This is a genomic window from Pseudomonas sp. FG13, assembly GCF_057809755.1.
On record NZ_JBMDKO010000076.1, the window covers coordinates 1 to 18018 of the forward strand.

The following is an 18018-nucleotide window of genomic DNA, read 5'->3' on the forward strand; positions in this document are numbered from 1 at the left end:
AGCAATGCCGGAGTGAGGGCACACCGAGCCTAGGCGAGGTGCCGAGTGGTGGGGCAAAGCGTTTTTGGTTACTTTTGGCGCTCTTCCAAAAGTGACCCGCTGTAAAAGCGGAACCGCCAGCAGCCGTTACCGCAGAAATGAATATGTACTCGATCCACAACGGCCCCACGCAGCTACATATTCCCAAACGCCCTGAACACCCCAATCATGGCCGGCCCAATCGCAACCAGAAAGAAACTCGGCCACAGACAGAAGATCAGCGGAAAGATCAGCTTCGTGCCAATTTTCGCCCCCATTTCCTCGGCAGCCTGGGTACGCCGGTCACGGAACTCATCAGCGTAGATACGCAGGGTATCGGCCACGCTGGTACCGAAGCGGATGCTCTGCGCCAACAGGCTGACCAGCCCCTGGATGTCCTCCAGGCCGGTGCGCATGGCCAGTTGCCGGAGCGCCTCGGTACTGGTGATGCCTGCGCGGATCTGCGCATTGACCAGGGCCAGCTCTTCGGCCAATTCAACCTGGCTGACCGCCATTTCCTCGGCCACCCGCTCGATGGTCGTGGGCAGGGCCAGGCCCGACTCGACGCACACCACCATCAGATCCAGCGCATCCGGAAAGGCGGCGCGCAACCGGGCCTGGCGCGCCTGCTTGCGCTTACCGACGTAGAGCGCCGGCAACAGCCAGCCGATGCCCACCAACAGGATCACCCCCAGCAGGCCAATGATCATGGGCACCTTGACCAGCGGCAGCAGCAAGAGCGCCAGGCCGAGCATCAACAGCGGCAGCATCAGGCGCACGGCCCAGTACATCTGCACCGCCGACGCGGAGCGGTAACCGGCGTGCGTCAGCAGGATCTGGGTGGCGGACGTCTGGGTCGGATCGGCCGAGGCAAAGCGCTGGCCGATCCGTTCGAGCAGCAGTTGCAGATTACCGGGCGCCTCATGCCCCGCCGCGCTGCCCGAATAGCCACGCTTGATCAGCGCCAGGCGCCGCTGGACCGGGTCCTGCAACCCCAGCATCAACAACAGCAAGGCGGCCATCGTCAGCACTGTACTGAGCCCAATCGCAGTGACAAACAGCAGGCGAGCCAGCTCTTCGTTCCCGGTAAGCCGACTGAATAACCCGAGCAAAAAATCCATGACTGATACCCCGCGGCAAGACAGCGTTCAAACCTGGATCCGGATGATCTTCCGTATCCAGAAAATCCCGATCAACATGGCGCAGAACGCACCGATGATCAGCTTGTGGCCTATGGGATCGTTGATCAGCACAGGCATGTAGCTGGGGCTCGTGAGCACGATGGCAATCGCCAGCACGAAAGGAATCGCCACCAGCACCCAGGCCGACATGCGCCCTTCCGCCGACAGGGTCCTGATCTTGCGCTGGAAGCGGAAGCGCCCGCGGATCAACCGGCTCAGGCGCTCCAGCACCTCGGTCAGGTTGCCACCGGTTTCGCGGTGGATGAGGATCGAGGTCACCAGCATCATCACCGTCATGCTGGGCATGCGCTCCAACAGACCCAGCATGGCCCGGCGCACATCATTGCCATAGTTGATGTCGGCGAAGGTCAGGCCGAACTCCTGGGCCACTGGCCCCTTATGCTCATCGGCCACCAACCGCAGGGTTTCGTTGAACGGGTGACCGGCGCGCAGGGCCCGGCACATGGCGTCCAGCGCATCCGGTAAACCTTCCTCGAACGCCGCGAAACGCTTGCTGCGGTCGCGCATTATTTTCAACACCGGCACCCAGAACAGCACAAAGGCCGCCAGCAATGCCATCCACCAGATTGGCGAAACCATCAACACCAAGGCAGCGGCCGCCACGCCCAGGACCAGACCGAGCACCATCACCCGATAGGCGCGGTATTCATGGCCGGCCTGCTCGATCAGTTGCGTCAGGTTGGCCATGAAGGGCAACTGCTCGAGCCGGGCCTCCAGGGGCGACAGGCGCGTCAGGTATTTCTGCCGCAATACGGTTTGCATATTGGGCAGGTGGTTGGCCTTCTCCAGTACATGCAGGCGCCCGCGAATGCGCTTGCGCATCTTGCCGGCCTCGCCGAACACCGGCACCACCACGCCCTGGGACAAGAGGAAAACGGCGATGAACACCATGCCCAGGAAAATCAGGATAAATTCGGCAGGGATATTGTTCATGACGTCCGGGCCTCCATCCACTCAGGGCGGAACAGGGTCAGCGGCAACTCGATGCCACGTTTGGCCAACACATCGCGAAAGGCCGGGATCATGCCGCTGGGCCGATACTCACCGAGTACCTCGCCGTGCTCGCCGATGCCCTGGCGGGCAAAGCAGAAGATTTCGGTCATGGTGATGACCTCCCCTTCCATGCCGTTGATCTCCTGAATGCTTACCACCCGTCGTTTGCCATCTTCTTGACGCTCCAGTTGGATCACCACATCGATGGCCGAGGCAATTTGTTGACGCATGGCCTTGATCGGAAAAGTCGCCCCGGTCATCGACACCATGTTCTCGATTCGCCCCAGGGCATCCCGTGCGGTGTTGGCGTGGATGGTGGTCAAGGAACCATCGTGACCGGTGTTCATGGCCGTGAGCATGTCCAGTGCCTCGGCACCGCGCACCTCGCCAATGACAATCCGGTCCGGACGCATCCGCAGGCTGTTGCGCACCAGCTCCCGCTGGCTTACCTCGCCGCGCCCTTCGATGTTCGAAGGCCGGGTTTCCAGGCGCACCACGTGGGGTTGCTGCAGTTGCAGCTCGGCCGAATCCTCGATGGTGACGATGCGTTCGTTGTGCGGAATGAAACTGGACAGCACATTGAGCATGGTGGTCTTGCCGCTGCCGGTCCCGCCGGAAATCAGCACGTTCAGGCGCCCGCGTACGATGGCCTTGAGCAACAGGGCAATGGCCGGGGTCATGGTGCCCACCTGGATCAGGCTGTCGGTGTTGAGCAGGTCCACTGCGAAGCGCCGGATCGACATGCTCGGACCGTCGATGGCCAGCGGCGGGATGATCGCGTTGACCCGCGAGCCATCCTTGAGCCGGGCGTCCACCAGTGGCGAGGACTCATCGATGCGCCGCCCCAGGCTGGAGACGATGCGGTCGATGATGTTCAGCAGGTGCTGGTCGTCACGAAAGCGCACGTCGGTTCGTTGCAGCTTGCCGAAGCGCTCGACGTAGACCGAGGCAAACCCGTTGACCAGGATGTCGGACACGCTGTGGTCGGCCAGCAGCGGCTCCAGCGGGCCAAGGCCCAGCACCTCATCGGTGATCTGCTTGATGATCAACTGACGACTGGCGGTGCTCACCGGCGCCGAGTGTTCTTCGAGCAGGCGCTGGCAGATATCGCGAATCTGCCGCGAGGCCTCGACCTGTTCGAGGGCATCGAGCAAGGACAGGTCCATGACCTTGAGTAATTGCTGGTAGATCCTTTCCCGCCACTCGGCTTCCACCGGGGTGACCTGGCTGCGGGTTTCATAGAGCACGTCCGGGACGGCCTGTTCCCAGGCCATCAGTTCCTCCGTCGAATCCGACAAGCCATCGCCCTGCAGGGAGGCCACTGAAGCACCGGGTTTACCGGACTGTTTGCGCAAGCGGTTGCGGAAATCGCTGATCATGGGTCATCCCCCGAAAAAACGGTTGAAGGCGCGTTTGAACAGGCCTTTGTCTGTGTTCATCTGGTGACCGACCAGGTCCTCGGTCAAATCGCGCAGGGCGACGGTGATGGCCGCCCTCGGCGCGTGCAGCCCCAACGGCACGCCAGTGTTCTGACTCTGGCTGACCAAGTTGAAGTCATTGGGTAATTTGGACAGGTTCGTGCAGCGCAGGGCCTCGCCGATGTCCTTGAGACTGATCGCGGCCGCCTTGTCATAGCGGTTGACCACGATCTGCAACTGGTCCCCGCGCACACCCAGGTCTTCGCGCAGGATCCGCACCAGGGCACTGGCATCGCGCAGGTGGCTGACGCTCTGTTGCACCACCACGTACACCCGGTCCACCTGCTCCAGCACGGAGCCGGTGAGATGATCGATCTGCCGCGGCAGGTCCACCACCACCCAGTCGTAGCTGGCGCGGGCCAGTTGCAGGAGGGTGTCGAGCTGTTCCGGTTGGGCGTCCTGGGGCAGGCACAACTCACCGGCACGCCCGCCCAGCACATGCAGGGTCGGACTGAAGTGACTGCAGAAACCGCGCAGCGCGATGCTGTCCAGGTCGTCGATCTGCTGCAGCACTTCCAGGTGGCTGTGGGACTGCGCGACGTCGAGGTAATGGGTCACGCTGCCGAACTGCAGGTCCATATCCAGCAACAGGGTATTTCCCGCCCGGGCACTCAGTTGTTGGGCCAGGTTGCAGGCCACCAGGGTCCCGCCGGAGCCGCCCTTGGCGCCGATCACGGCGACCAGCTTGCCCTCGGCGCCATTGCCCAGGCGAACCTCGGCCACCAGGCGATTCAGCGCCGCGACCAATTCGGTCTCGGCGATGGGCTCGGGCAGCACGTCACGGGCACCGGCCTGCATGGCCAGGCGCATGGCATCCTGATCGCCCAACAGGCCACACACCAGCATTGGTGGACGCTCATGGGCCGGACGTTGCAGCAACGCCGCCAGCTCTTCGCGCCACAGGTGGCTGACCCGCAGCAGCAGCAGGTCGGGCATGCGCTCCAGGCCGTAAAGGGGATCTACATGCCCATTGCTCACCAATCGCGTACTGACTTCCAGGCAGGGCATGCGCTGGCAGACACATTGCAGGTCGCGCAGAGACGCGGCGTCGCGGCTGCTGATCAGCAGTCGCAGCCCGGCTTTGCCGACGGTACTCGAAACGGGCGTTTCTCTGGTATTCAGCATGGTGTGATCTCCCCGGAATCGGAATGGCGCCCAAGGCTTTCCCGTGGCAAGGTTGCCCTGAAGGCGGGCAAGGTAATGGACACGCCCAGGCCGGGAATGAACAGGTTGAACACGTAGTTCTGTACGCTCAACTGGACGTAGCGGATGGCCCGGAAGCCGTTGGCACTGACTGTGTCGGAGGGGTTCGCTACCACGGCGCCGTTGACGTCCAGATAGGTCAGCGCCAGGTTCGTGGTGGCCAGGCTGCTGATCAGTTGGCTGGTGCCGGCGTCGGTCGCGGCGTTGAAGATGGCCCGGCGCAACACCACCGGATCGCTGATGTTGCACACCGCCGCCAGGCGCGCACCGCGCCGTGCGGCTTCATCCAGGGCATTGGCGGTAAAGTACAACCGGCCCATCTCCACCACGCCGAACAGCAGGATGAACACCAGCAGGCCCACGAAGGAAAACTCGACGATGTAGGTGCCGCGCATGTGTTTGTGGTTCATCGGCTTCATCACAGCGCCCTCATCACAGTGGTTGCGACCAGCGGAATGCCCAGGGGCATGGCCGCGCCGAAGAAGCCCGGCAGTGACCCGGCGCAATTGCCCGCGCCAATCACCGGGCAGAACGTGTAGGTGATGGTGACGCGTACATGGTTGGTGCCCACCGCGGCGACCGCCACGTTGGCCGTGGTCAACCCGGACACAACCGGACTACCGACCTGGGCGGGCACGCCATACACCGCGACGTTTTTCGTCTGGGTCAACAAGGTGTTGCTCAGGGCGATGCCGCCCAACGTGGAATTCCAGGCCTGGCCGGCGACGAATCGATCGGCGTCACGGCTGGCCTGCAACAACACGTTGTACTGGTAGAGCATGCGACCGAACTCGCCGAAGGCCAGCAACAGCATCAGCACCAGGGGCAGCACCAGGGTGAACTCCACCAGCGCCACGCCTTGCTGGGCCTGTGAGGATTTGAATTGAACAAGTCCCATGACGCCTCCTACGAGTCAGTGCTCGGATTGCCACTGCCGTTGAGGTAGGTTTTGTAGAGCTGGATGATCTGCGGGCCGGCATCGGTGGACGGTGTGGGGCCCGGCACGCCATCGCCTTCACATTCCTGGACGAACTGGCCGAAGACCAGGGAGTCCGTACCACCACCATTCACCGGTTGCACGACGAAATAGCAACCGAACCCCAAGACCGGAATCGAGGTGGAGCCGCCCTGCTTGCCGGTGCAGTTGCCGATCACGATCTTCAACATCCGGCGCTCGAAGACACCGTTGCTCTGGCAGCCACTGGCCCCTCCCGCCACGCAAGCGGCGACTTTGGCTCGCCAGTCGTTGTAATCCAGTATTGCCTCGCCGCCCGCCGAAAGATCGCCATGGTTAGACGTGACAGGCTTGTTCTTGTATTGCGCCTGGGAGAGCGCATCGTCATAGGTCATCGCAGGGGAGCTGGAGGTCGTCACCAGGTCCGGTGGATAGTCCGACGCGCTGACGGGACCGTTGTAGATACCAAAGCGCGTATTCAAGCCCTGAGACGTCGGGCCGGCGGTGTTGCCCGGCGAAGTCTGGACGTTGTCCCCGACACTTCTGCAGATCGAACCGCCGCCAGCCAGGTCCTCACGCACCGCACTGCCGCCGGAACCGAAATCGAGCAGTTGGAAGTTGCCGGGGCCGATGGGCGACGAATTGCCCGCCGCCGTCTTCAAGACCTGCAGATCACCAAAGTGGTACCCCCAGAAGTTGCCGCCAGCCGGACTGTATTGGCTAGGGTCACCGCAGACCATCAAGGGTGCCAGATCGCAAGGCGAGGTAGGGCTGGGCCCTGCTGTGGCAATGGCTGCCACTCTCTTGCTGCCCAGGCCGGAACTGCCCATGGTCTGGACGAAACTCCAGAAAAACCCGTTCAGTTGATAACTCGATACCGACACCCGCACGTACTTGGCATCGGCAGGGCCGGGGTAAGAGAACGGGCCATAGACGCTGCTGGCCAGCTCTACCACGGCAAACGCCCCCGGATTGCCGGCGACTGCGGTGGCCAGTTCCGTGTTGCCCAAGGCCTGGGCGTTCTTGTTCAGCGTGTCCAGGGCCGCCGCACGGGTCGTGCTGGCCATGTTGAGGCCGCCCGTGACCTGGCTCAGGGTCTTGGCCCCGCTCAAGGCTGCGGCATCCACTGCGCTCTGCAAACGCGTCTTGTTGAGCAACATGTGGCCGCCGTCCAGGGCCAACGCTGCCATCATGGTGATCGCCACCAAGGCGATCACCATCAATACACTCACTGCCCCTCCCTGGCGCCGTCCGATATCGGAATTCATCATCACGCCCTCGTTGACTGCATTGAGGATCGCCATCGCCTGGAAACCAGGCTGTTTTCGCGCCACTCAGCGAAGGTTGATCACCTTGCTTTCAATGCCACGTATCACCGTCACCTCTGCGCTGTCCTGCACCTTGACGCGTTGCACGATGGGCCGTGGTACCGGAGCGGCGGCTACCGCCATGACCGGTGGCGCCGGCGGCGCGACAGCCACGGCTTTTTTCTCCAGGTTCAGGGGGTTGCGCAGGGCCAGTTGCAGCTTGCCTTCGGTTTGCGCGGTGACCAGCGCCTCCGCTTCGACCGCTGTCATTTCCAGCGTCACGGCCCGCACCACCACCGGTTGGGTCTTGTCCGTGCCCGCCGTCTGGTCCACCGCCAGCACCCGCAGGTTTTCCAGGATGGTCCGGGACGTGGCGCTGTTGCTGCCGGCGCTGGTGGTCTTGGTCGCCAGCACATCGACCCGGTTACCCGGCAGCAGGAACCCACCGACGCCCACGACATCGTCCACCCGGACCGAAATGGCGCGCTTGTCGGGCGCGATCAGCGAGGCCAGGGTGCTGCCACCCAGGTGCTCGCTCAGACGCGCACCGCGCACGATGTCGCCGCGCAGGATGTCGAACGTGGCGATCTTGCCCACGGCCTTTTCACTGGAGTCGAAGGCATCGTCCGGGATCGTATCCATCGGCATGCGCACAGTGGTGACCTGCTGGGCCTCGACCATTTGCCCGAAGGGGATTTCCACGGTGGCGACCACCACGCTGCGCAGGTGATCATCGGGGGTCGCATTGAGTCGCGCACTCAACCAGGAGTCGGCCATCCATGCAGCGCCAAGGCCCATTACCAGGGAAACGCCAATCAGCGGAAGCGTACGAGAGCTCATGTCGGTATCTCCGAATCAAAGGAAGTCGAGCTGAACGAAGTAGTTGTGCCAGGCCCATTCCAGCTCTTGCGGCATCAGGGGTCCGGAACCGCCCAGGTAACGCTGGCGGTCGAGCGCCATGTTCAATAAATCGCGCGGATGGCAAGGCACCAGAGGCATGCCTTCGCCGGCATACAGCCGCTGCAGTACATAACGCACCAACAGCGGGTCGTAAGGGACACCCAAGCGCTCGCACTCCTGGCGCCAGATGCGTTCGTATTCGTCGGGCTTGAGGTAACCGAACTGGACCTTGTAGCCAATGCGCCGCAGGAACGCCTCGTCGGCCAACTCCAAGGGATTGAGGTTGGTGGAGAACACCAGGACGAGATCGAACGGCAGTTCGCAATGCCGACCACCGCCCAGGTTGATGAAGTCACGCTTCTCTTCCATGGGCACGATCCAGCGGTTGAGCAATTCGGCCGGGGCCATGCGCTGGCGGCCCATGTCGTCGATGATGAACAGGCCATTGCTGGCCTTGAGCTGCAAGGCGGCCTGGTATTGACGAGTGAACGGATCGTAGCGGACATCCAGCTGCTCCATGCTCAGCTCGCCACCGGTGATGACGATGGGGCGCTTGCAGCACAGCAGCCGGCGGTCGATGCCTTCGTTGAGCATCAGGTTGTTCGGTTGGCTGTTGTCATCCAGGCGCTGATGCACCTGCGGGTCGTAGATCTCGATCACCGACTCGTTGATGACAATGGCGTGGGGCACCCAGATGGCCTCGGCAAACAGCCGGATCAACCGACTGCTGACGTAGGTCTTGCCGGTGCCTGCCGGGCCATAAATCATGATTGCCCGCCCGGAGTTCAGGGCCACGCCCAACTGGTCGAGCATGCCTTGGCTCAGCACCATGCCCGACAGGGCCTGCTGCATGTCGTTGGCGGTAATACGACCGTGGTGAATGGTCTGGATCTTGATCAGGGAACGATAGGTGCTCACCGGGAACGGTGCCGCGCCGATATAACCGCTGCGGGCCAAGGCGTCCCGGGCAGAGCTGCGACCGCGTTCGGTCAGGCCATAACGCAACGCCTGCACACTCGCCTGGCCGATCTGGCCCAGCACCTCGACACGACCGTCCTTGCGCAAGAACGCCAGGACTTCTTCCAGCACCGCGCCGGTCAGCGCCAGGCGCTCCACCAGTCGCGGCATATCCAGCATACCGGCGTCATGCAGATGCTTGCACACCAGTTCACCCAGGAAACTGTCCGTCAGGCCGGTGTCGCGAATCGTGCAAGGCTGAGGTGCCAAGCGTTGTACCGCCTCCCGTTCGCTGGGGTAGGCATCACTATCGTTGATGACGTGCATGACTAGCCTCCCCAGCCACCGGCAACCAGTTGCCAGTAGACGCTGTTCAAAGTGCCGATCAGGATCGCAATCGAATAAGGAAAGGGTTTCCCGGCCACTTCGTCCGAAGTGGGCGCCAGGTAGGACTGGGCCCGAACGATCAGCCAGTAACGCCCGAGGGTTTGAAGCAGTTGGCCGCGGACCAGGACAATCAGGAATCCGCACACACCGCCGGCGATCAGGCTGAACAATGCAGCCCATAAGGCGTAATGGAATGGCAGGAAACTGCCGACCATGGTCATCAACTTGACGTCACCGGCCGCCATGCCACCGACTGCGTACATCGGCAGGAACAACGCGAAGCAGATCAGCAGGCCCAGCAGGCTATCGCCCAAGCCGCTGATCCCGCCCGTGTAGACCTGACCGGCCAGCCCTAGGGCGAGCCCCAGAAGGACCAGTGAGTTGGGGATGCGGTGGCGGAGCAGATCGCTCACCACCGCCACGCCCAGCAGTCCCAGCAGTATTGATGTCGACACCAGCAATTCCATGGACATGGCGCGTCTCCCGGTTGCAGTTTCGTTAGCAGGCAACGTTGCTGTTGACGACCTGGCAAAGTGCCCGGATCTTGGTATCCACCGCGCCGCCCAAAAGGACGAATGCCGCCGCCACCAGCACCGTGATCAAGCCACCCGCCACCGCGTATTCCACGATGGTCAAGCCTTCTTCATCTTTGGCGAACCGGAGGATCGAAGTTCTGATTGTGTGCAGAGTCATTTTATTTACCTCACATTCGGAAGTAATACGGCCATGAACCTAGTACTTGGGGACAGCGCCAAGTCCATTTGAGGTATTCGTTGTACTCACTGCAAAAGAGTCGCAAGCGTGATTCCGTAAAAGTTGCCGTGTCCCCCTATCGCAAAGCGTTGCGATCAGCAGGCAACGTTGCCGTTGACGGCCTGGCACAGCGCGCGGATCTTGGTATTCACGGCACCGCCCAGAAGAACGAAGGCAGCAGCCACCAATACGGTGATCAACCCACCGGCCACGGCGTATTCCACAATGGTCAGGCCATCTTCATCTTTGGCGAACTTCAGTACCGAAGCCTTGATAGTTTGAAGAGTCATTTCGCACACCTCATCGGGGTTGTTTTTCAAGGGCAGTACATTGCGAACTGCCTGATGCAACCCTAGTCAGGAGGCCGGCATAGCCGTTAGGAGGATTTTGCACATCGCTAGGATTATTTTGCGCGAGGTCATCCGCTGGGGTCGCGGGAGCCGTCGCGATGGAATGGCGATAAAAACTTGGCTTTTGATAAGAATTTATTCGGCGCGGTGATAGCACATTGACGATACTTCCGGCTAAAGGGCAGGAAGAACCACTGAGTAGGCACATGACGTCGAATCTGACCGGAAAGCCAAGGTTGTTGTGGTTCGATCTGACTCACGATCGGTCCACGAAGGAACTCGCCATCCAGTTCGAGCAAGCCTGCCATTGCACGCTGGCCACCAACGCCACGCTGCCGGGTGGGGAGCAGGTCGACATGATCTGCATTCATTTCGACCGGCCGGACACCCCGGGCCTGAGGCGGTTGTTGGAGATCAAGCGGACCGTGCCCACCATTCCCATCACCATGTTCACCGTGCAGCATTCTGAAGAGCTGGCGGTCTGGGCCATGCGCTCCAATGTCTGGGAATACATGGTCCTGCCCCTTTCAGCCACCGAGAGAAAGCGCTACCTGACAGCGGTGATTCAATTGTGCGAGTTGCGGCGCAATACCGGCAGTCGCGGCAAGACCTCGCTGATCGACCACTCCCCCACCCTGCCGGACAGCATTCGCCTGACCTCCGGTCACCAGAAACACCAGGCCCTCAACCACATCCTGCTGTACATCGACCAGCATTTTCGCGACAGCATCGATCAGCGAGACCTGGCCAAGCGTTGCGGCATGACCACGTTTCGCTTCAGCCGCCTGTTCAAGGAAGCCAACGGGCTGGGCTTTACCGACTACGTCCTGAACAAGCGCATGAGTTTTGCCAAGGAACTGCTGGATAACAGCGAAATGCCCATCACCAGCATTGGCTACGAAGCCGGTTTCAAGGACCCGTCCTACTTTGCCCGCGCCTTCAAGCAGTACGCCAACTGCACCCCCAGCGAATACCGCCTGGCGCGGCAGGTGCGCACGACGGCTGTCACGCCATCGGCGCCGGAGGAAGAAGCCAGCATGGAAGCGCTTGAGAGCCTGGTGCACAGTCTGGAGGGCTGACGGGCGTCTTGATGCGATGGCTGGTGTTCAAGCGTCTCAAGGGGCGAGCTTTCTTCTCTCGATAGGAACTGACAAGACAATGCTGGTGCGCGTCTCTCCGTACGCGTTGATATTGGCAATGATCGCCTCGATCTCAGCCATCGATTTGGCATAGATCCTGATCAGGTAGGAGTCGTTACCCGTGATGTGCAGGCACTCCACGACCTCGGGAATGTCCTGGAGCGTCGCTATCAATTTGGCTTTCGCCGGCTTGAGGGTGGTGATGCCGACGACAGCCGAGATGCCGTACCCAAGCTTGGTAGGGTCTAACTGTGCGCTATAGCCCTTGATGACCCCAGAGTCTTCCAGCTTGCGTAACCTGTCAGTGGTGGCAGGAATAGAAAGACCCGCATGCTTGGAAAGTTCCGTGATGGAAATGCGGCCACAGTCCTGTACCTTCCCCAGGATTTTTATGTCTATACGGTCCATGTGCGTTTCTCTCGGTAAGAACTGTAAAATTTAATGAAAAGCCCGCGTTTTTCATTAAAAAAATCATGCACCAAAATAAAGCAGAGTGCTAGCCTATTTCCTGCCTGAAAAGCCTAAAAAGAATCCGGGCAATCAATAGCCTCCTCTTTGGCATGACGCACTGCATAATAAAATATTTCTCTCCAGGGATGGTGTTCGCATGGAAGATGAAAAAATAAAGTGTGGAAGAAAGTCACATCCATTCGCCCAGTATGTTGGAACGCAAGTCCTAGATCTGCGGAATTTCAAAAGGGATCAGCTGCTGATGTACCTGATGGGTGTCGGACTCTTCTCGGTGGGTGCCAAGTGCTTCATTATCAGCCAACTGGGAACCGATCCTTTAGATGTCCTGATCATTTCGATAGATAAACTATTTGCCCTTGGAATGGGCGCGTGTTCGGCTATCGTCTCCTTGTTCTTTCTAATATGGTGGATGCTCTGGAACAAAAAGTACCCGCCGATCAGTCCATTCATTACCACCACGCTGACAGGTTTGCTGATTGACTTGTGGTCGGTGTTGGGAATGGGCGAGTATTTGATTGTCAGAGTCAATGAGTACACTTTACTGGCAATAGGACTGATCCTGTGTGCCTACTCGTCTGCGCTGATCATCATGAGCGGTATTGGTATCAGGATCATGGATCTGGTGGTATTGACCATGGTTTCCAAATGGGGCTGGTCATTCACCAAAGCCAAAATGATCATTGAAATCGGCATCTTTTCAAGTGGCTGGTTGTTGGGTGGCCCTTTCGGTGTGGGAACAATTGCCTTCTTATTGGTAATCGGCCCACTTATCCAACCGTTCATGAACATGAATACCCGGCGTTTCTCACTCAAGAACCATGGCTTGATCCGCGCTTCGTCCGCTTACTGATTACAACAAAATGACTGCCACTTATGGCGGCTGAACTGTTTCGCCTCGACTTTTTAACCGATGATGTTGTTGGCAACTTTCGCAATGAGGAAATGAGAGATGGACACTACAAAAAATAAAAACTGGACCTTGGAAAGCACCCCGGCAAAACTGGAAGAACTACTCCCGGGCGGAGCCGTAAAGTGTCATCTTTCGCCACGCAACTGTGTCATCCAGGAGGGCAAGTTAGGTTTCTGCAAGGTTCGCGGAAATCGAGGCGGCCGACTCGTTACATTGAATTACGGGAAAGGCGTTCACAGCACTGAAGAGACGATCGAAACCGAGGCGGTCTTCCACTTTGCCCCGGGCGAGCGGATTCTTTCCCTGGGCAATATTGGTTGTATGCTCAACTGCGGTTATTGCCATAACTGGAAAACCTCGCAAGCCAAGTATGTAACCGACAAGGATGTGTATTACTACACCCCGGAACAGGTTGTGGAGACCGCGCTCAAGCACGGGATACGCGTCCTCTCCTGGACGTATAACGATCCAGTGGTCTGGCATGAATTCATCCTCGACACGGCAAAACTGGCCAAGGAAGCGGGCCTGATCAACTTGTATAAATCAGCCTTCTTCATCAGTGAAGAAGCCATTGATGAATTGTTGCCGGTCATTGATATTTTCTCGATTTCGCTCAAATCGATTTCCCCCGAATACTATCGGAAAGTCACCACGGGCTGGGTTGAGCCGGTCCTGGCTGGTATCAAGAAAGTCTACGACGCCGGTAAATATGTCGAAGTCAGTACCTTGATGGTGACCGACATCAGCGACGATGAAGACACCGCCAGAAAAATCAGCCAGTGGGTATTGGATGAACTGGGGCCGAACGTGCCCCTGCACTTCGTGAGATTCCACCCCGATTACAAAATGAGCAATAGCGTTCGAACGCCCGTGGACAGGCTCCTGAAGGCTCGGGATGTTGCCCGCAGCATGGGCGTCGAGCATGTCTACCTGGGGAACGTGAATGATGTCGAGGGCACCAATACCAGTTGCAATAACTGCAACGCCCTGCTCGTTACCCGCTACGGCCTGAACGCCGAAATCATCGGACTGGACAGCAAAGGCTGCTGCTCTCAGTGCGGCCATGATGCGCATTTCAAATTGCTGGGCGAATACAAAGCCAATACCCCGGTCGGGATGCAAGAGGACGCGCTGTCTGCTTACGAGAAGCGGAAATTCGAGTGGCACGGGGATATCGTGTCGCTGCACGCCCAGGTGCTGAATACCGAAGACTTCGAACAGACCGTCTACCTGCGGCGCAACTACACCGACGGGCTCAACAGCGATTGGAAATCACTGACATTGCGCCCCCATGAAAGCTATCGATTCATTATCGCCAAGGCCCGAATCGACGAGTCGGGGCCTGAGGTCTGGCTACCCGACGGGGTGAATTCAAACCTTCATGAAGTATTCGACAGGGCTCACTTCCCAACCGAATCGATCGAAGAGATTGGTATTTCGCAAAACGACATTACGCCGACCATTGGCTATGAGGGCAAGCAGAACATGTACGAACAGGTCATCAAAATGGTGACCCAGGCATGAACGTGTCCACGGAAATACTTCATATCAAAGTCGATGATCGAGACGCTCACCCCTCGGTCACACCGATTTATCAATGCAGCGCCTTCAGTGCTGACTCGGCATTCTTCTATTCGAGAAAGGCCAACCCCAATGTGACTGAATTGGAACAGGTGGTCGCGTCCCTTGAAGGGAGCGAATATGCCTTGGCCTACAGCACCGGGATGAGCGCTATCTACATGGTGTTGGAACTGTTGAAACCGGGTGGGTCACTGGTGATCAACAAATATATCTATGGCTGCTCCTACAAGCTGTTCCAGAGATACGCTGCACGCATCGGTGCGCAGCTGACGATCCTGGACCTCACCACAGAAGCCGGCCTGAAAGCGTTGCCACCCAACGTCGACATGGTCATTTTCGAAACACCGACAAATCCTTTCCTGAAAGACATTGATATCCATGAGGTCAGCAAAGCAGTCAAACAAAACAATCCAGACGCCCTGGTGATCGTCGACAACACCTGGGCCACGCCGATCTATCAGAAGCCGCTGAACTTTGGCGCCGATATCTCGCTGTACAGTGCGACGAAATACTTCTCCGGGCATAGCGATGTCATGGGTGGACTGGTGCTCGTCAATGATCAGGCGATCTATAACCGCCTGCTTGAAGGCCGCTTTTATTCAGGCTCGATATTGACCCCCAATAGCGCATGGTTGCTTCGCCGAAGCATGCAGACGTTCAACCTGCGCATGGAGAAACACAGCCATACGACCTTGAGCATGCTCAATTACCTGCGCGAACTGCCCTTTATCGAGCATGTCTATTACCCACGCATCGATGGCAAGCAGCTGACGGGTTATGGCGGCATTGTGTTTGTCGATATCCGGCCCGACCTGGTGCCCTTCTACAAAACCTTCACCAGCGCCCTCAAATGGTTTGGCACAGGCACGGGGATGGCCTGTGTGACCTCGATGGTTGCGCAGCCGTTCAGTGGCAGCCATGCCTCGATGACGGAACAGGAAAAAGCGGACATGGGCATTGAAAAGGGCCTGGTTCGATTGTGCTTTGGCCTGGAAGACCTCGAGGACCTTAAAGAGGACCTGCTGCAGGCATTCGAAGCCATGGAAAACAAGGTTGACCAGGCACGTTCACTCAATCCTGCGTAACGGCTGTCAGTCATGAGCGACGGGCGCCCAAAGCGCTCGTTGCTTTTTTTATGGAGAAGCGAGCGTGTCCAACGCCGTCGAAAATACGCTATTCGAACACCCTATCCTCAACGTCATTCATCTTCTGAATACGATTGCCCAGGAAAACCCAGCGGCTATATCACTGGCTTCCGGGCGACCTGACGACGAGTACTGCGACCCCGCGCTCATCGACAAGGGATTGGCCCGCTATCGACAACACATCGCCAGCACCGAACTCTCACTAACGACACTGCTTTGCCAATATGGAAAAACCTCCGGGATCATCAATGAAATAATCGCCGACTACCTGTACGTAGATGAAGCGATAACAATTTCCAATCCCGAAAATATCGTGGTGTGCATGGGCTTCCAGGAAGCGTGCACTTTGACGCTCTTATCGCTCTTTGAAGGAGGCGGCATTTTACTGGTGCCAGATCCTGTGTTTTCCGGGGTCACAGGCATTGCAAAACTGCTGGGTATAAAGATGCTCCCCGTGCCCATGGTGACTTTTCTCGATCCAACCGCCCTGCGCAGATTGGCTGAAGAGCTTGAGTCCAAAGGGGAAAAAATACGCGCACTGTATGCGATTCCAGACTTTAGCAATCCTACTGCCGACAGCCTGTCCTATCCCGCCAGGGAGGCGATGCTTCGCTTAGCCAATGAACTGAATTTTTTCATCCTGGAAGACACGGCATACCGCTACTTCCGATATGAGGGAGATGAGATTGCATCGATGAGGTCGATGGACAGCCGTCGAGTATTCCTGCTCGGCTCGTTTTCCAAATCGATTTTCCCGGGCTTGCGCATGGGCTACGTAGTCGCTCCGGAAGGCGCAGGAGTCATGCCCTTCAGCGCCAGGTTGTGCAAAGCCAAAAGTTTGATCACGGTCAACACTCCAGCCCTGTGCCAAGCGGTCGTCGGCGGTTTGCTGATCGAAAACAATTACTCGCTGAAGAGTCTGAACCAACCCAGAGTGCTGTCTTACACACAGAAGAGGAAGCACATGCTTGAATGCCTTGAGCGTGCCTTCCCCTCCGAAGGCGATTCCCAACCAACCGTCACCTGGAATCATCCGGCGGGCGGCTTCTTCATCAATGTGCACCTGCCTTTTGTCTTCGGACAGGCTGAGATGAACGAGTGCGCCAGGGACTTCAGGGTCATTGTATTCCCCACGTCCTTGTTCTCACTGACGAACGAAGCGGTCAATCAGGTCAGGTTGTCGTTCAGTAATGCCACAGCCACACAAACCACACAGGCGATAGGTCGTTTCAAAGCCTACGTTGAGTCCAGGCTGGGGAAAGTCCCCTCCTGACTGAAGGGGACTGAGACATCGGCATCATTCACCGAATGGGGAAACCTTCTCAAACTCCCGTGGCCAGCATCACGCCGGTTGCCACTTGGTACGCCCCTAACAAACTGATGGTTGCCCCGGAAAAGTAGTTGATCAATTTAATTTTTGATTGAGCGATCCTGGCCTTGAAGATGGAGGAGAAGCCGCTCAGTCCTAACCACCAGACGGCCGAGCCCAGGAATATGCCGGTCACCATGGGCAGCACTGAGTGCTGACTGCCTTGTTCGCTGGCCATGCCATCGCTCAGGGCGGCAAATATCGCGATAAACGATAAAATGGTCATGGGGTTCGACAAGGTCAGGAACAGCGTGGTCGAGTAAGCCTTGAACATGTTGGCACGCTCGCCCCCCATGGCAGTCGCATTGCTGTTCGAGCGTATTGTCTGATAACCAATGTAAGCGAGGAACAGCCCTCCCAGGATACATAACCAGGGCTTGAAGCTGATGAGCGTCGCGATGATCGCGGTGATACCCAACGCCCCTATGAATCCATAGATCGAATCGGCGGTGGCCGCCCCCAACCCCGTCGCAAAACCGGCTCTCCAGCCAAGCATGAGACTCCTTTGTATACACAACAGCCCGATGGGCCCCACAGGGGCCGCAATACAAAGCCCAATGACCATCGATTTAACGAAAATCAACATAGATGCACCTCCAGAATCGGTACTGGAAGGTTAGGAGAACGGCATTTTTTTAGAAATTAATTATTAATTTTCCAACATGCCTTTCCGTTAATTTTGCATGTAGTTCACCAAACCTCCCTTCATTATTAAGGTGATAAGGCCAACGCCCTAAAACACATGCAAATTGTTCGTCTAAAGCACCTGGGCCGGTCCGGCGCCGATTGAAATGGCTTTTTCACAGGCATAAAAAAACGCCGCTCAATGAGCGGCGTTTTTTTGAATTTGGAGCGGGAAACGAGACTCGAACTCGCGACCCCGACCTTGGCAAGGTCGTG

The 18018-nt window shown here is 58.2% G+C and carries 19 protein-coding genes; 5 read left to right on the forward strand and 14 right to left on the reverse strand.

The annotated features are described in order from the left end of the window. Nucleotides 1-173: 173 nt before the first annotated feature. The 12 genes from ACODTO_RS28345 to ACODTO_RS28400 all read right to left on the reverse strand — a co-directional run bounded on the left by ACODTO_RS28345 (nucleotide 174) and on the right by ACODTO_RS28400 (nucleotide 10443). Nucleotides 174-1139 carry a type II secretion system F family protein gene (locus tag ACODTO_RS28345; RefSeq protein ID WP_175363771.1) on the reverse strand — a complete coding sequence of 322 codons (966 nt, stop codon included), beginning with the start codon at nucleotides 1137-1139 and terminating at the stop codon, nucleotides 174-176. A 27-nt stretch (nucleotides 1140-1166) separates the two neighbouring features. Further along, nucleotides 1167-2153 (reverse strand): type II secretion system F family protein, encoded by a 987-nt coding sequence (locus tag ACODTO_RS28350; RefSeq protein WP_265075226.1) that lies wholly within the window; start codon nucleotides 2151-2153, stop codon nucleotides 1167-1169. Beyond that, nucleotides 2150-3592, reverse strand: coding sequence for a TadA family conjugal transfer-associated ATPase (locus ACODTO_RS28355; protein ID WP_175385786.1), 1443 nt, complete (start codon nucleotides 3590-3592; stop codon nucleotides 2150-2152). The genes ACODTO_RS28350 and ACODTO_RS28355 overlap by 4 nt, the downstream gene beginning before the upstream one ends. Before the next feature lie 3 nt (nucleotides 3593-3595). Beyond that, entirely contained in the window at nucleotides 3596-4816 is a 1221-nt protein-coding gene (locus tag ACODTO_RS28360) for an AAA family ATPase (protein ID WP_489107395.1), read from the reverse strand. Continuing rightward, nucleotides 4810-5304 carry a TadE family protein gene (locus tag ACODTO_RS28365; RefSeq protein WP_489107396.1) on the reverse strand — a complete coding sequence of 165 codons (495 nt, stop codon included), beginning with the start codon at nucleotides 5302-5304 and terminating at the stop codon, nucleotides 4810-4812. Before ACODTO_RS28365 ends, ACODTO_RS28360 begins: the two co-directional genes overlap by 7 nt. An 8-nt stretch (nucleotides 5305-5312) precedes the next feature. Beyond that, a complete protein-coding gene (locus ACODTO_RS28370; protein ID WP_139649109.1) occupies nucleotides 5313-5792 on the reverse strand; it encodes a TadE/TadG family type IV pilus assembly protein in 480 nt (159 codons plus the stop codon). A gap of 8 nt (nucleotides 5793-5800) precedes the next feature. After that, on the reverse strand, nucleotides 5801-7120 hold the full coding sequence (locus ACODTO_RS28375; RefSeq protein ID WP_489107397.1) for a pilus assembly protein TadG-related protein: 1320 nt from the start codon (nucleotides 7118-7120) through the stop codon (nucleotides 5801-5803). 63 nt (nucleotides 7121-7183) lie between these two features. Further along, nucleotides 7184-7996 carry a Flp pilus assembly protein CpaB gene (gene cpaB, locus ACODTO_RS28380; protein ID WP_489107398.1) on the reverse strand — a complete coding sequence of 271 codons (813 nt, stop codon included), beginning with the start codon at nucleotides 7994-7996 and terminating at the stop codon, nucleotides 7184-7186. A 15-nt stretch (nucleotides 7997-8011) separates the two neighbouring features. After that, a complete protein-coding gene (locus tag ACODTO_RS28385) occupies nucleotides 8012-9340 on the reverse strand; it encodes a DUF8689 domain-containing protein (protein ID WP_489107399.1) in 1329 nt (442 codons plus the stop codon). A gap of 2 nt (nucleotides 9341-9342) precedes the next feature. Beyond that, nucleotides 9343-9873: an A24 family peptidase gene (locus tag ACODTO_RS28390; protein ID WP_139649102.1), complete on the reverse strand. Its 531-nt coding sequence runs from the start codon at nucleotides 9871-9873 to the stop codon at nucleotides 9343-9345. Between the two features lie 25 nt (nucleotides 9874-9898). After that, nucleotides 9899-10093, reverse strand: a complete 195-nt coding sequence (locus tag ACODTO_RS28395) for a Flp family type IVb pilin (RefSeq protein WP_139649100.1) — start codon at nucleotides 10091-10093, stop codon at nucleotides 9899-9901. A gap of 155 nt (nucleotides 10094-10248) precedes the next feature. Beyond that, nucleotides 10249-10443, reverse strand: coding sequence for a Flp family type IVb pilin (locus tag ACODTO_RS28400; RefSeq protein ID WP_008070254.1), 195 nt, complete (start codon nucleotides 10441-10443; stop codon nucleotides 10249-10251). 266 nt (nucleotides 10444-10709) lie between these two features. Here ACODTO_RS28400 and ACODTO_RS28405 point away from each other — a divergent pair, with 266 nt between their 5' ends. After that, complete coding sequence (locus tag ACODTO_RS28405; RefSeq protein ID WP_489107400.1) at nucleotides 10710-11582, forward strand: response regulator transcription factor; 873 nt, start codon at nucleotides 10710-10712, stop codon at nucleotides 11580-11582. 36 nt (nucleotides 11583-11618) lie between these two features. Here ACODTO_RS28405 and ACODTO_RS28410 read toward each other — a convergent pair whose 3' ends face one another. Further along, complete coding sequence (locus ACODTO_RS28410; RefSeq protein WP_041021680.1) at nucleotides 11619-12050, reverse strand: Lrp/AsnC family transcriptional regulator; 432 nt, start codon at nucleotides 12048-12050, stop codon at nucleotides 11619-11621. A 199-nt stretch (nucleotides 12051-12249) separates the two neighbouring features. Here ACODTO_RS28410 and ACODTO_RS28415 point away from each other — a divergent pair, with 199 nt between their 5' ends. From ACODTO_RS28415 to ACODTO_RS28430, 4 genes are all read left to right on the forward strand, one after another. Further along, on the forward strand, nucleotides 12250-12963 hold the full coding sequence (locus ACODTO_RS28415; protein ID WP_139649097.1) for a YczE/YyaS/YitT family protein: 714 nt from the start codon (nucleotides 12250-12252) through the stop codon (nucleotides 12961-12963). 99 nt (nucleotides 12964-13062) lie between these two features. Next, nucleotides 13063-14547, forward strand: a complete 1485-nt coding sequence (amrS, locus tag ACODTO_RS28420) for an AmmeMemoRadiSam system radical SAM enzyme (RefSeq protein ID WP_139649095.1) — start codon at nucleotides 13063-13065, stop codon at nucleotides 14545-14547. Beyond that, nucleotides 14544-15689: a trans-sulfuration enzyme family protein gene (locus tag ACODTO_RS28425; protein ID WP_139649093.1), complete on the forward strand. Its 1146-nt coding sequence runs from the start codon at nucleotides 14544-14546 to the stop codon at nucleotides 15687-15689. Before amrS ends, ACODTO_RS28425 begins: the two co-directional genes overlap by 4 nt. A 64-nt stretch (nucleotides 15690-15753) precedes the next feature. Continuing rightward, nucleotides 15754-17022, forward strand: coding sequence for an aminotransferase-like domain-containing protein (locus ACODTO_RS28430; protein ID WP_489107401.1), 1269 nt, complete (start codon nucleotides 15754-15756; stop codon nucleotides 17020-17022). Nucleotides 17023-17071: 49 nt separating this feature from the next. On the opposite strand, the gene ACODTO_RS28435 is transcribed toward ACODTO_RS28430, so the two are convergent. Continuing rightward, nucleotides 17072-17704 carry a LysE family translocator gene (locus ACODTO_RS28435; protein ID WP_464709466.1) on the reverse strand — a complete coding sequence of 211 codons (633 nt, stop codon included), beginning with the start codon at nucleotides 17702-17704 and terminating at the stop codon, nucleotides 17072-17074. Nucleotides 17705-18018 lie beyond the last annotated feature (314 nt).

What these genes read in the sequence shown, in the direction of transcription:
- ACODTO_RS28345 (WP_175363771.1), bottom strand. Translation starts at nt 1,139, where the DNA reads ATGGATTTTTTGCTCGGGTTATTCAGTCGGCTTACCGGGAACGAAGAG.
- ACODTO_RS28350 (WP_265075226.1), bottom strand. Translation starts at nt 2,153, where the DNA reads ATGAACAATATCCCTGCCGAATTTATCCTGATTTTCCTGGGCATGGTG.
- ACODTO_RS28355 (WP_175385786.1), bottom strand. Translation starts at nt 3,592, where the DNA reads ATGATCAGCGATTTCCGCAACCGCTTGCGCAAACAGTCCGGTAAACCC.
- ACODTO_RS28360 (WP_489107395.1), bottom strand. Translation starts at nt 4,816, where the DNA reads ATGCTGAATACCAGAGAAACGCCCGTTTCGAGTACCGTCGGCAAAGCC.
- ACODTO_RS28365 (WP_489107396.1), bottom strand. Translation starts at nt 5,304, where the DNA reads ATGAACCACAAACACATGCGCGGCACCTACATCGTCGAGTTTTCCTTC.
- ACODTO_RS28370 (WP_139649109.1), bottom strand. Translation starts at nt 5,792, where the DNA reads ATGGGACTTGTTCAATTCAAATCCTCACAGGCCCAGCAAGGCGTGGCG.
- ACODTO_RS28375 (WP_489107397.1), bottom strand. Translation starts at nt 7,120, where the DNA reads ATGATGAATTCCGATATCGGACGGCGCCAGGGAGGGGCAGTGAGTGTA.
- cpaB (WP_489107398.1), bottom strand. Translation starts at nt 7,996, where the DNA reads ATGAGCTCTCGTACGCTTCCGCTGATTGGCGTTTCCCTGGTAATGGGC.
- ACODTO_RS28385 (WP_489107399.1), bottom strand. Translation starts at nt 9,340, where the DNA reads ATGCACGTCATCAACGATAGTGATGCCTACCCCAGCGAACGGGAGGCG.
- ACODTO_RS28390 (WP_139649102.1), bottom strand. Translation starts at nt 9,873, where the DNA reads ATGTCCATGGAATTGCTGGTGTCGACATCAATACTGCTGGGACTGCTG.
- ACODTO_RS28395 (WP_139649100.1), bottom strand. Translation starts at nt 10,093, where the DNA reads ATGACTCTGCACACAATCAGAACTTCGATCCTCCGGTTCGCCAAAGAT.
- ACODTO_RS28400 (WP_008070254.1), bottom strand. Translation starts at nt 10,443, where the DNA reads ATGACTCTTCAAACTATCAAGGCTTCGGTACTGAAGTTCGCCAAAGAT.
- ACODTO_RS28405 (WP_489107400.1), top strand. Translation starts at nt 10,710, where the DNA reads ATGACGTCGAATCTGACCGGAAAGCCAAGGTTGTTGTGGTTCGATCTG.
- ACODTO_RS28410 (WP_041021680.1), bottom strand. Translation starts at nt 12,050, where the DNA reads ATGGACCGTATAGACATAAAAATCCTGGGGAAGGTACAGGACTGTGGC.
- ACODTO_RS28415 (WP_139649097.1), top strand. Translation starts at nt 12,250, where the DNA reads ATGGAAGATGAAAAAATAAAGTGTGGAAGAAAGTCACATCCATTCGCC.
- amrS (WP_139649095.1), top strand. Translation starts at nt 13,063, where the DNA reads ATGGACACTACAAAAAATAAAAACTGGACCTTGGAAAGCACCCCGGCA.
- ACODTO_RS28425 (WP_139649093.1), top strand. Translation starts at nt 14,544, where the DNA reads ATGAACGTGTCCACGGAAATACTTCATATCAAAGTCGATGATCGAGAC.
- ACODTO_RS28435 (WP_464709466.1), bottom strand. Translation starts at nt 17,704, where the DNA reads ATGTTGATTTTCGTTAAATCGATGGTCATTGGGCTTTGTATTGCGGCC.